Raw genomic sequence first — 12,781 nt, 5'->3', positions numbered from 1 at the left:
CCTTCCAGCGCAATCCTGAGCACCTGGTCCATCTCTTCGACAAAGTGCAGCTTCATGGAGTTCTTCAGCAAATCTGGAAGCTCGGCCAGGTCCTTGCGGTTCTCCTCCGGCAGAATCGCCTCGAAGATTCCCGCGCGGTGTGCGGCGAGCAGCTTCTCCTTCAGACCGCCGATGGGTAGCACCTTGCCACGCAGCGTCACCTCGCCCGTCATGGCGATGTCACGCCTGACCTTGATCTTCGTCAGCGCGCTCGCCAGCGCAGTCGCCAGCGTAATGCCTGCCGACGGGCCATCCTTCGGAATCGCTCCCTCGGGCACGTGGACGTGGATATCAACGTTGCGGTAGAAGTCCTTCGCCAGACCAAGCTGTGCTGCACGCGAGCGCACGTAGCTCAACGCAGCCTGTGCGGACTCCTGCATCACCTCGCCCAACTGGCCCGTCGTGGTCAGCTTGCCTTTGCCGTCGAGCACCTGCACCTCGGTCTGGAGAATGGTACCGCCCATCTCCGTCCATGCCAGGCCGGTTACAAGGCCCACTTCGCTCTTCTCATGTACCTGCGAATCGCGGAACTTCGCAACGCCCAGCAGATCGGCGAGGTTTTCCGAGGTGACGACCTCTTTGTGTTCTACGCCGTTCTTCACCACGCGCCGCGCCACCTTGCGGCAGACATTGCCGATCTCGCGTTCGAGGTTCCTGACCCCCGCCTCGCGCGTGTAGGCGCGGATCATCTGCTTCAGCGCCTCGTCCTCGAAGACGAGCTGGTCTTCGGTCAGACCGGTGGCCTCACGTTGCTTTTTGACCAGGTATTGCTTGGCGATCTCCAGCTTTTCGAGTTCGGTGTAGCCATGCAGCCGCAGGATTTCCATGCGGTCCTGCAGTGGGCCCGGGATGGTGTGCAGCACATTCGCGGTAGCCACGAAGAGCACCTGCGAGAGGTCGTACTCTACGTCCAGATAGTGGTCCTGGAAGGTGGTGTTCTGCTCCGGATCGAGCACTTCGAGCAGAGCACTCGCCGGGTCGCCGCGAAAATCCGAGGCCATCTTATCGACCTCATCGAGCATGAAGACCGGATTCTTCGTCCCCGCCTTTTTCATCGACTGGATGATCTGCCCCGGCAGCGCGCCGATGTAAGTGCGCCTGTGCCCGCGAATCTCTGCCTCGTCGCGGACGCCGCCCAGCGACATCCGCACAAATTTGCGCCCCGTTGCCTTGGCAATCGACATTCCAAGCGAGGTCTTACCCACGCCCGGAGGTCCGACAAAGCACAGAATCGACCCCTTGGGATTCTTCACTAGTTGGCGCACGGCAAGAAACTCAAGGATGCGCTCTTTGATCTTTTCAAGGCCGTAGTGGTCTTCATTCAGAATCTGTTCGGCGTGCTCAATCGAGCGAATCTCCTTCGACCGCTTCTTCCACGGCACCGCGAGCAGCCAGTCCAGGTAGTTCCGCGAGACAGTCGACTCGGCCGACATCGGAGGCATCGCTTCCAGCTTCTTCAGTTCCTGGAGGGACTTCTCCTCGACCTCCTTCGGCATTCCGGCGGCTTCAATCTTCTTCTTCAACTCGTCGAACTCCGACTTCTCGCCGCGGCCCAGTTCCTTCTGGATGGCCTTGATCTTCTCGTTGAGGTAGTACTCCTTCTGCGCCTTCTCCATCTGCCGCTTCACGCGCGACTGGATGGTGCGGTCCATGTTCAACTTTTCAATCGCCACATCAAGCACGTCGGCGACCTTCGCCAGCCGCGTCTCGGGGTCGAAGACTTCCAGCAACTGCTGCTTTTCTTCGATCGAGAGCTGCAGGTTGGCAGCGATGGTGTCAGCCAGCTTGGCCGGCTCATCCGAGCGGACGCTCGCTGCCATCGTCTCGTAGTTCAGCGACTGCTGTAGCTTCACATATTGCTCAAACAGCGAGTGAACGCGCTGCATCAACTGTTCAACCTGTGGGGTCAGGTCCAGATGCGTCTTGCCGGTGCGTACCGTCGCCACAAAAAATCCGTCTGTATCGTTGATCTCGGTCGCGCGCGCCCGCTCGATGCCCTCAACCAATACTTTAATATTGCCGTCCGGCATCTTCACGCTCTGGACGATGTTGCCAATCGTACCCGTCTCGAAGATGTCGTCCGCATTCGGCTCGTCCACGGAGGCGTCATGCTGCGTCGCAAGAAATATCTTGCGGTCGCCGGCAAGCGCCTCTTCCAGCGCCCGCACGCTCGACTCGCGCCCGACGACAAACGGAGTCATCATGTGCGGGAAGATGACCATATCGCGTATGGGCATCATGGGGAGCTTGCGGACTTCGCCGCTCATCGAGGATTTAGCCTGGTTTGCCATCGTTCTCCATTAGACGATAAAACACCGCAAACGATGCATCAGCGGCGGTCTGTGGTGATTGTACTGCCTCTTGTGGCGTCCCGTGTCCCACGAAAGTGGATGACAGCACACCTTACAGCCGGTTGTCATTTATATGCAAAAATCAGCCACTCATCGAACAGTGTGCGCGCCATCCCGCGCATCACGTGTTTAGCCTGCCTTTTCCAGCAACATCGGCAGCGTCAGGCTATGCTTCTTCACCATTTCAGCGGTGATCGAAAGATCTTTGACCTTCTTGTTGCCAGGAACGTAGTACATCAGGTCGAGCATCAGCTCTTCCAGAATCATGCGCAGTCCGCGCGCGCCTACCTTCCGCTGTAGCGCCTCGCGCGCAATCTCACGCGCGGCTTCGTCGGTGAACGTCACCTTCACGCCCTCGTAGTCGAAGAGTTTGGTGTACTGCTTCAAAATCGCGTTGCGCGGCTTGGTGAGGATCTCAATCAGCGCAGTCTCATCCAGCTCGTCCAGAATGCCCAGCACCGGCAGCCGTCCGACAAACTCCGGGATCAGCCCATACTTCAGCAGGTCCTGAGGCTCAGCCTGGCGCAACAATTCCGCGTCGCGTTGCGCACGAATCGGCGTAACCTCGCTCTCATTGACCTCAGCATCCACAACGGCCTTGAAGCCCAGTGCCTTTTTGCCTACGCGCCGTCCGATGACTTTCTCCAGACCCACAAACGCGCCGCCGCAGATGAAAAGAATATTTGTGGTATCAACAGCGGTGAACTCCTGATGCGGATGCTTGCGCCCGCCCTGCGGAGGAACATTAGCGACCGTACCTTCAAGCAACTTCAGGAGCGCCTGCTGCACGCCTTCACCCGAGACATCGCGTGTGATGGAGGGGTTCTCATCCTTGCGTCCAATCTTGTCGATCTCGTCGATATAGATGATGCCGCTCTGTGCGCGCTGCACATCGCCATCTGCGGCCTGCAGCAGTTTCAGAATGATGTTCTCGACATCCTCGCCCACGTAGCCCGCTTCGGTCAGCGTCGTCGCGTCCACAATGGCAAAGGGTACATCGAGCATCTTCGCCATGGTCTGGGCCAGTAGCGTCTTGCCCGAGCCCGTCGGTCCCACCAGAAGGATATTCGACTTCGACAGCTCCACATCGTTCGAGCGTGTCTTGTTCATCTGGATGCGCTTGTAGTGGTTGTAGACCGCGACCGCCAGCTTCTTCTTCGTCTGCTCCTGCCCAATCACGTACTCATCGAGAAACGCTTTGACCTCCTGCGGCTTGGGCAGGTGGGCCGGGGCCGCGCCGGGCTGTGTTTCCGAGCGGTCGTCTTCAAGGATCGAGTTGCACACGGCAACACACTCATCGCAGATGTAGGCCCGCGGATAGTCCGACGGCGATGAGATCAACTTGGCGACGGCGTCTTGAGATTTATGGCAGAACGAGCAACGCAGCGATTCGTCTGTGCCCCGTGACGTTTTCATAAGTACGGCAACTCCTGAGGTCAGGACAACGGCCTTCCCTGTAAAGTTTACACCTGTTTCTCAGCCAAACCGGCGGGTGGGTTGACCAATGCTATACACCGAATTGGGTACGGAATTGGCCACCGAATTGCCTGCTGTAGAAAAGCCCGGACTATCTTTGTCCGGGCTCTTCTGCGTTGTGTAGTCAACAGGCTATGTGCGCGGCCGATCGATGATGTCGTCGATGATGCCGTACTCCTTCGACTGGGCGGCGGTCATAATGAAGTCGCGCTCCACATCGCGCTCAATCCGTTCCAGCGTCTGGCCCGTGCTCGCGCTCATCAGCTTATTGGTAATCTCGCGGATGCGCAGAATCTCGCGTGCGTGAATGTCGATGTCCGTCGCCTGCCCGCTCAATCCTCCCATGGAGGGCTGGTGAATCAGGATGCGCGAGTTAGGCAGGGCAAACCGCTTGCCCTTTTTGCCGGCCATCAGCAGAAACGCGCCCATGCTCGCCGCCTGCCCGATGCAGAACGTCACCACGTCGTTCTTGATGTACTGCATGGTGTCGTAGATGGCGAGCCCCGCTGTAATCGATCCGCCGGGCGAGTTGATATAGAGCTGAATGTCCTTCTCTGGGTCCTCGCCGCTCAGAAAGAGCATCTGCGCAATGATGACATTGGCGATGTTGTCGTCGATCGGCGTTCCCAGAAAAATGATGTTGTCGCGCAGCAGACGGCTGTAGATGTCGTAGGCGCGTTCGCCCCGACTCGTCTGCTCGATCACCATCGGTACCAGTCCCATAGCACTCTCTCTTTTCTCGGTTGTGCAGCAGGTGTTTGTTATCACGAAACCGGCCTCGAACGAACTACGAGGCCAGCTTTTCGTAGAGCACGTCTCCCGTCTTCTCGCGCCGCATCTGCTCGCGAATTCGATTTAGTCCACCGTCCTTCGCCAGCCGCTCACGCAGAGCGTCCAGCGGCTCACGCGACTGGATTGAGAGCATCAGCAGCTCGCGCTCCAGCTCGTTATCCTCGACGGTCACGTTCTCCGCGTCCGCAATCCGATCCAGAATCATCGAAGCCTTCACCTCGTTGATGGCCTGATCGCGCTGTGCCGCCCTCAGGCGGGCAAAATCCAGCTTGCGCATCTCGTCGGCTGACATGCCCTGCTGCGCCAGCGCGCGCAGTCCGCGGTCCAGCCGCGCTTCAATCTGCTGCTGCACGAACGCCTCGGGAACAGGGAACTGGTATTTCGTAATCAGCTCATCGAGCATCTTGTCTTTGGCCTGCGTCTCAAGCGCATTCTTCTTGCGGTCCGAGGCATATCCGCGCAACTTACCCTCGAAGTCCTCCCAGCTCTCGTAGTTGCCAAGCTGCTTGGCAAACTCCGCATCGCGCTCCGGGTAGGTCTTGCGCTTGATGCCCTTCACCGTCACGTCGTAACTCACGGTCTGGCCGGCCAGCCGCCGATCGCCAAAGTCTGCCGGATAATCCGCCTCGAACTTCAGCTCCTGGCCGGGCTTTGCTCCGCGCAGCGCCTCATTGAAGGCAGCCAGCGTATTCTTCCCGCCAATCTCGATCAGTGCATCCTCGCCTGTAATTGGTTCGGCCTTCGATGCGTTCTCGACGCCGTCGGCAGTCACAGTCTGGGCCAGGTCGCGGACCTCGCCGCGAAACTGGATCTCCGCCCAGTCGCCGTCTACCAATGCGCGCTCTTCCTCCACCGGCTCAACCGTAGCGTGGTGGTCGAGCACGCGATCCAGTTCATCCGCATACTCTGTATCAGTCAGCGCGACCTCGGGCTTCGTCACCGAAACCTTGTCGTAGCCTGCAATGTCGAACTCCGGGGCCACCTCGAACGCGGCCTTGAACTTCAGCGGCTGCCCATCGATAAGCTGCAGGTCCAGCAGTTGCGGCTCCGAGACCGGGCGCAGTTTACGCTCGTCGATGGCCTTGCGGAAACGTTCCGAGACCAGTCCCTCCAGCACTTCCTGACGGATGTCCTTGGCAAACTTCGAGCGGATCAGCGACTCCGGCACCTTGCCAGCACGGAAGCCCGGGATGCGCGCGAGCTTCTGGTAACGCTTCACCACGTTCTTGAACGCCTTCGAGACCTCATCGGCGTCGGCTTCCACTTCAATCTCGCGCGCCAACTCTGGGTTCAGCGCGGGAGCATGATGGTGTTCATGCTCGTGTTCATGGTCGTGGTGGTCGTGTGTGTGCGCTGCTTCAGACTGCGGTTCCGCAGTCGCGTGGGTATCTGTCATCTCAGTAGGGGTCAATGCCTTGCCTTCCAGCGGCGCTGAATCGATGCCGGCCCGCTGCCTTCACGGCACAACGGACGGTCTACGCCTCATTACTACTCTACGGGTCTTCGTTGTGGAGGGTCAAACCTGCGAGAGCCGCGCTTCAGAACTTCTGGTCGCCTGGCGTTTGCAGCGGAAAAATCTCCATCCTGATCTTCCACTGCACCGATTGCCCGGGACCGAGGACAGCCATCCCCGTATCTTCGTCCTTCGACCACTCCCGGCCAAACGGATCGTCGTAATTCATCATCGGATCAATGGAGACGAAATTCTCATCTGCGGGCGCATAGATGCGAATCGCCTTGATCGACGAACTCACCGCCGTAATCCGCAGCCCGTACTCGCCGCCCGGGTCGCGCAACTCCACCGAGGGGCCATTATCGAGCAGAGCCGGGCGCAGATGCACAAAGCAGTCGTCCAGAGCCAGCGTCTTCAGCGGCGTGCCCTCTGGTTTGGTGAAGTCATACGGCGTTCCCTGTACGGGCAGCAGCTTTCCGCTGGGCACTCCGGTGCGGTGATCGGGAATCTCGATGCGCACGCTGTTGGGCAGCCGCAGCGTCACCATCTGGCGATCTTTGCCCACAATGGCAAATCGTGGACGCCAGCCAATTCCCACCGGTTCAACCTCGTCTCCGGTATTGCGTACCACCACGTTCAATTCAAGGGCCCGCCCGCTCAGTTGCACCGTCGTGGTGATGTCTGTGTGCGAGACCCACTGGTCGTCGAATGTGCCCGCATGAAAGACCGCCTGCGTAGCGCCTCCGTCGGGCATCACATTGGTCTTCACTTCATTGGAGGGCAGCGACATCAGCAGTCCGCCGACGGCCATAGCGCCCACCGTCCCTTCGCGTTCGTGCCACGTATTGGGCAGGTCCAGCCGATGCCCGCGCCATACCGCCGTCACGGTGTCGCCATCTTCAGACCTGGAACCGGAGAGCCTGCCCGCCCACGGCACTTCAATCGCCCCGCCCACCGTCATTCCCGCACCCACCGCCCGCAACTGCTGTGCTGCCTCATCCAGCGGCGGAGAGGCTAGCAGATCCACTTCGCCACGGTCCGGCAGATATGCCTTAATCTGCAAAACATTCATCCCCGCACCCGGCAGCAATGTCGCCGAAACAAACTCCGGCCCGCTTCCGCCCGGCAGCGGCAAGCGTTGCAGCACCACCGCGTCCTGTCCTCCAGGACGTAGTCCGCTCTGGTCGCGCGGCTGGCTTGGGATGCCCCGTATCTCCGCCTTCAGCTTGGCAAAGTGCCCCTTCCTGTGTTCGTGCCATCCCACCGCCAGGCCGATGACCGCCAGCACCACCCCCACAATCGTCAGTGCCCCTGACCGTATAGTCGACTGCCATGCGCGGCTGCGCAGGCTCGCAAACTCTTTGCGCAACAAGGCCAGATACATCCTGCTCAGTCTAGGGTCTTCCAATCGCCACCTTGTCCATTCCTGCCCGTCGCAGCATACATCAAGCTCTTACACAGCGGGCTGGCCATGCCCGCCCATCTCACTACTACTATCATGGGAGAGAGTGACACGCTCCACCATACAGAGAACCCCCGCCGTTTTGAAGCAGCTCCACGAGGACATCTCCGCCTGCGAGCAATGCCCCCGCCTGCGCACCTACTGCCAGGGCATTGCCCGGACCAAACGCCGCGCCTATCAGGACCAGACGTACTGGGGCCGCCCGGTCTCCGGCTTCGGAGACCCAGCCGCCCGCATCCACATCCTCGGCCTTGCCCCCGGAGCACACGGCGCCAACCGCACCGGCCGCGTCTTCACCGGCGACGGTTCCGGCTACTTCATGTACCCCGTCCTCCACGACGTCGGCCTCGCCAACCAGCCCGAGGGCGTCTCGCAGGACGACGGCCTCAGGCTCCGCCACACCTGGATCTCCTCTGTCGTCCGCTGCGCCCCGCCCAACGACAAGCCCACGCCCCAGGAAATTCGCAACTGCGCACCGTTCCTCAAGCGCGAGATCGATTTGCTGTCCAAAGTCCGAGTCGTCGTCTGCCTGGGTAAGATCGCCTTCGACGGCTTCCTTGCCTATCTTCTCCACGCGGGCATCATTCATCGCAAGTCGGAATATCGCTTCGCCCACGCTGCCGAATACACCCTGCCCAACGGCATGCACATCCTGTGCAGCTATCACCCGTCGCTGCGCAACACCAACACCGGTCGGCTCGACCGCGCCATGTTCACCCAAATCTTCATTCGTGCCAAAGAACTTGCCGGCCTCGACACGCCGCAGGCCAACCTTCGGCCGGGTGCATGAATCCAACCTCCCAGAGAAAGCAATTTCCAGGTGAGGATGTCTCATATGAGCTCAAACAATTACTGGCTCGCTTTCGGCATTGGTGCAGTCGTTGGAGCTTCGGTTGCCCTTCTTTATGCTCCACAGTCCGGAGCGAAGACGCGCAAGCGTCTCCGCAAAGGCATCGAAGAAGCAGGCGACTATCTTGAAGAAGCAGGCGACTATCTCAAGTCGCAGGCCGAGCGGCTCGCCGACGAGGCACAAAAGGCTATCCGCAGCACGAAAGACCAGGTCGAGTCTGCCATGGACAAAGCCACTGACCTCGTCTCTGACACTGTGAAGTCGGCCAGAGCACTCGTCTAAAGTTACGCACTCATCACAAAATAAAGATGCCCGGCAGTTAGCCGGGCATCTTCTTGCCCACAGGCTGTGATTGCCGCTTACACGGCAGACAATGCCAGGCCCGCAACCTTGTCTTCGCCATCCGCCGTAATCGGCCGGTAGAACAGCGCGTTGTTCTCCAGGTAAACCTCCAGAAACGCAGGCCGCTGCGTAATGCCGCCGGCGATCAGCGCCTCCGAGAGTGGGTCTTCGACATACTTCTGCAACGCCCTCCGCAGAGGCCGCGCACCGTAAGTCCGGTCCGAAGCCGTCTTCTCGATGATCCAACGCTTCGCATCGTCGGTCACGGAGATCGTAATCGACTTGTGCACCAGGTTGACGTTCAGCTGCTGTACCAGCAGCTCCAGAATCTGCATCAGGTCGTGGTCCGACAGGGAAGTGAAGATGATAATCTCGTCCAGCCGGTTCAGAAACTCCGGGTTGAATGTGCGCTTCACCTCGCCGCGCACCAGCTCCTCCATCTTGTCCATCACCATATCTTCCTTCTCGCTCTGGAAGCCCAGCCCCTGCCGCTTCTGCAGGTGCTTCGCGCCAATGTTTGAAGTCATAATGATGATCGTGTTCTTGTAATCGACCGTGTTGCCCAGCCCGTCGGTCAACTGCCCGTCTTCAAAGACCTGCAACAACAGGTTGAAGACATCCGGGTGCGCCTTCTCGATCTCGTCCAGCAGCACCACGCAGTACGGATTGCGCTTCACGCGCTCCGTAAGCTGTCCGCCCTCTTCGTAGCCGACATATCCCGGAGGCGAGCCAATCAGTTTCGACACGGAGTGCTTCTCCATAAACTCCGACATGTCGAAGCGGATGAGCGCCTTCTCCGAGCCGAAGAGGAACTGCGCCAGCGTCCGTGCCATCTCCGTCTTGCCCACGCCCGTCGGTCCCAGAAACAGAAAGCTGCCGATCGGCCGCGCCGGATTCTTCAACCCCGCACGCGAGCGCCGAATCGCACGCGCCAGCGCAGAGATCGCCTTGTCCTGCGAGATCACGCGCTTGTGCAGCTCTTCTTCGACCCTCAGCAACCGCTGCGTCTCTTCTTCCTTGAGCGACGTAATCGGCACGCCAGTCCACCTGCTCACGACGTCCTCGATGTCCTCTCGCGTCACAATGCCCGCCGAAGAATCGTCCAGGTGATACTTGTCACGCAGAGCGCGCAGATTCTCGCGCTCTTTGCGCTCCTCGTCCGAATAGAATCGCGCCTTCTCGAACTCGTGGTTCGCAATCGCGTTCTCCATACGGTGCACGATGAACTTGATCCGCTTCTGCACCTCGGTCAGTTCCTCGGGCATCGAAGTCTGCCGCAGCTTCACGCGCGCGCCCGCCTCGTCGATCAGATCAATCGCCTTGTCGGGCAGGAAGCGGTCAGGAATATAGCGGCTCGAGTGTGCCACCGAGAAGCTGATTGCGTCGTCCGTATAGCTGACGGCGTGGAACTTCTCATACTTCTCCTTGATCCCCATAATGATTTTGACCGCGTCTTCTTCCGAAGGCGGCGGCACCTTCACCGCCTGAAAACGCCGTTCCAGCGACCGGTCCTTCTCAATCGACTTGCGATACTCCGCCGGAGTCGTTGCGCCGATGCACTGAATCTCGCCGCGGCTCAACGCAGGCTTCAGGATGTTCGCCGCATCGAGCGAGCCTTCCGCCGAGCCAGCGCCCACCAGCGTGTGCAGCTCATCGATGAACACAATGGCGTTCTGGTTCTCCATCAGCTCTTTCATGATGGTCTTCAACCGCTCTTCAAACTGCCCGCGATACTTCGTTCCGGCAACGATCAGCGAAAGGTCGAGCGCCAGCACGCGCTTATCAGCCAGAAAGCTCGGCACCTCGCCGTCGGCAATCTTCTGCGCCAGTCCTTCGACAATCGCAGTCTTGCCTACGCCCGGCTCGCCAATCAGCACAGGGTTGTTCTTCGTGCGGCGGCACAGGATCTGAATCACGCGGTCCACTTCTGCATCCCGTCCCACCAGCGGATCAAGCTGCTGGTCCATCGCCGACTGCGTCAAGTCACGTGAAAATTCGGACAGCATACTCTGCTCTCCGCGCTGACTCTTATTACCCTGTGACGTTGGCGCCTTCTCCTGCGTTGTCCGCTGCAACTCCTCGCGGATGGCCGGCAGCCGCAGCCCGCGCTCCTGCAGTATCTCCGCCGCGAAGCACTTCTCCTCGCGCAGCAGACCAAGCAGCAGATGTTCCGTTCCGATATGTTTGTGCGAGAGCCGCTCGGCCTCTTCAGCCGCATACGCCAGCACACGCTTGCACTCATTCGAGAGCGGCAGGTCGACCGAAGTCGAAACCTTCTCCCGAATCGTAGTATGTCCTTCAATCTGTTTTCGAATCGATTCCACCGACGCATGACTCCGCAAAAAGCGGTTCGTCAGCGCCTTGTCCTCCCGCAGTAGCCCCAGCAACAGGTGCTCTGTCTCGATGTACGGCGAACCGAACTGACTCGCCTCATACCGAGCAAAGAAGATCACCCGCCGCGCCTTCTCTGTATAGCGTTCGAACATGTTCCCCCTTCAAGCCCCGCCGTCCGCGGCCCGTAGCCGCCTGACGCCGTTGGTGCCCTTGCCGTCCTCGTGCCGGCTGCTCACGAAAACACTTCAGACCGCCCCAAGTTGCGAACAGCCCGTACTTCTGCTGCTAGTGTAGCCTCCAGCGCAACTCCCGGGAAAATCCCTCGAAAGTTATGCATACCCTAGCATCTTTTTAGATGATCGCTGTGCATAATTGGCACCAAACTTGATGCAGCGCCTTGAAAGCTATAGGAATTGCATACCCCAAACGACGTCATCTCGACCGGAGCCGCGCAGTTTTATCGCACGGTGGAGCGGAGAGGCCCATGTATTTCCCCTGGCGCGCCGCTGAAAGCTAGCGAGACACCTCATCCAGCCGCCCATCCCGCAGCCTCAACACCCGTCCGCATCGCCCTGCAAATTCAAGGCTATGCGTCACAATCACGCTGGTCAGCCCATGCGCCAGGTGCAGCCGCTGGATCAGCGAGAACACCGCCTCCGCCGTCTTCCCGTCCAGGTCGCCCGTCGGCTCGTCCGCCAGCAGGATTCCCGGCTCCGTCACCAGCGCCCGCGCCAGCGAAACCCGCTGCTGCTCGCCTCCGCTCAACTCGCCCGACCGATGCTCCGACCGCTCCGCCAGCCCTACCTCGCCCAGCCAGGTCCGCGCCCGCTCCAGCGCCGAGCTGCGCCCCATCCCCCGAGCCAGCAGCGGCATGGCCACGTTCTCCGCCGCCGTAAACTCCGGCAGCAGGTAATGAAATTGCCAGACGTACCCAACATCCCGGTTACGAAAGTCTGCCGCCTGCTTCAGCGTCAGCCTGCTCACGCACAGGTCCCGGCACCACACCTCGCCCGCCGTAGGCTTATCCAACGCCGCCAGCAGATGCAGCAGGGAACTCTTGCCCGCGCCGCTCTCCCCCACAATCGCCACCATCTCCCCGGCATGAATCGCCAGGTCGAGCCCGCGAAAAAGCTCCAGCGCACCCCCACCCGCCGAAACCGGCGCATACGCCTTCGTCAACCCAACCGCGCGCATCACCACCGCCTGCCCGGCGGCCGACAGTGGCTCAAGCGATCCTTCGTACTTCAGCAGCGGCTCCATCGACTCACTCATACCGCAGCGCCTCCGCTGGCAGCACCTTCGCCGCGCTCCTGCTCGGATAAACCGTAGCCAGCAGACTCACCCCCAGCGACACCGCCGTCACAATCACCGCGTCCCTCACCCTCGGCGCGAACGGCAGATAATCAATCGAGTAGACCTCCGCGTTTAGGTGAATAAACCGGTAGTGCCCGCCAGCCCAACTCAGCACATATCCGGCAATCAACCCAATCACCGTCCCGATGATGCTGATCAGCAACCCCTGCATCAGAAATATCCGCCGCACCTGTTCCGCCCGCACGCCAAAGCTCATCATCACGGCAATGTCTTTCGTCTTCTCCATCACCATCATGGTCAGGGCAATCAGAATATTCAGGGCCGCCACCGCGACAATCAGCGCCAGCACGATGAACGTCACCACGCGC

General features: G+C 60.1%; 10 protein-coding genes. 2 read left to right on the top strand and 8 right to left on the bottom strand.

Going from position 1 to position 12,781, the window contains the following annotated elements:
• The 5 genes from lon to VFU66_RS09530 form a co-directional block, all read right to left on the bottom strand.
• A partial coding sequence (lon, locus tag VFU66_RS09550) for an endopeptidase La (protein ID WP_326446013.1) occupies positions 1-2,330 on the bottom strand: 2,330 nt, incomplete at its 3' end.
• A gap of 189 nt (positions 2,331-2,519) precedes the next feature.
• Positions 2,520-3,806, bottom strand: coding sequence for an ATP-dependent Clp protease ATP-binding subunit ClpX (gene clpX / locus VFU66_RS09545; protein WP_326446012.1), 1,287 nt, complete (start codon positions 3,804-3,806; stop codon positions 2,520-2,522).
• 192 nt (positions 3,807-3,998) lie between these two features.
• Positions 3,999-4,631 carry an ATP-dependent Clp endopeptidase proteolytic subunit ClpP gene (clpP, locus tag VFU66_RS09540; RefSeq protein WP_326446014.1) on the bottom strand — a complete coding sequence of 211 codons (633 nt, stop codon included), beginning with the start codon at positions 4,629-4,631 and terminating at the stop codon, positions 3,999-4,001.
• Positions 4,632-4,653: 22 nt separating this feature from the next.
• A complete protein-coding gene (gene tig / locus VFU66_RS09535) occupies positions 4,654-6,054 on the bottom strand; it encodes a trigger factor (protein ID WP_326446011.1) in 1,401 nt (466 codons plus the stop codon).
• A 142-nt stretch (positions 6,055-6,196) separates the two neighbouring features.
• A complete protein-coding gene (locus tag VFU66_RS09530; protein WP_326446010.1) occupies positions 6,197-7,519 on the bottom strand; it encodes an aldose epimerase family protein in 1,323 nt (440 codons plus the stop codon).
• Between the two features lie 136 nt (positions 7,520-7,655).
• Here VFU66_RS09530 and VFU66_RS09525 point away from each other — a divergent pair, with 136 nt between their 5' ends.
• Positions 7,656-8,363, top strand: a complete 708-nt coding sequence (locus VFU66_RS09525; RefSeq protein WP_326446009.1) for a uracil-DNA glycosylase — start codon at positions 7,656-7,658, stop codon at positions 8,361-8,363.
• A gap of 45 nt (positions 8,364-8,408) precedes the next feature.
• Positions 8,409-8,705 carry a YtxH domain-containing protein gene (locus tag VFU66_RS09520; protein WP_326446008.1) on the top strand — a complete coding sequence of 99 codons (297 nt, stop codon included), beginning with the start codon at positions 8,409-8,411 and terminating at the stop codon, positions 8,703-8,705.
• Positions 8,706-8,782: 77 nt separating this feature from the next.
• Here VFU66_RS09520 and VFU66_RS09515 read toward each other — a convergent pair whose 3' ends face one another.
• From VFU66_RS09515 to VFU66_RS09505, 3 genes are all read right to left on the bottom strand, one after another.
• A complete protein-coding gene (locus tag VFU66_RS09515; RefSeq protein ID WP_326446007.1) occupies positions 8,783-11,251 on the bottom strand; it encodes an ATP-dependent Clp protease ATP-binding subunit in 2,469 nt (822 codons plus the stop codon).
• A 361-nt stretch (positions 11,252-11,612) separates the two neighbouring features.
• Positions 11,613-12,371: an ABC transporter ATP-binding protein gene (locus tag VFU66_RS09510; protein WP_326446006.1), complete on the bottom strand. Its 759-nt coding sequence runs from the start codon at positions 12,369-12,371 to the stop codon at positions 11,613-11,615.
• Positions 12,364-12,781, bottom strand: a 418-nt coding sequence (locus tag VFU66_RS09505) for an FtsX-like permease family protein (RefSeq protein ID WP_326446005.1), incomplete at its 5' end; no start/stop codon positions are given. The genes VFU66_RS09505 and VFU66_RS09510, both read right to left, overlap by 8 nt.

This window comes from Edaphobacter sp. (assembly GCF_035763405.1).
In the GTDB taxonomy this organism is placed as follows: Bacteria; Acidobacteriota; Terriglobia; order Terriglobales; family Acidobacteriaceae; genus Edaphobacter.
The sequence above is the reverse complement of the archived record's forward strand: the minus strand, read 5'-3'. Positions and strand labels throughout refer to the sequence as shown.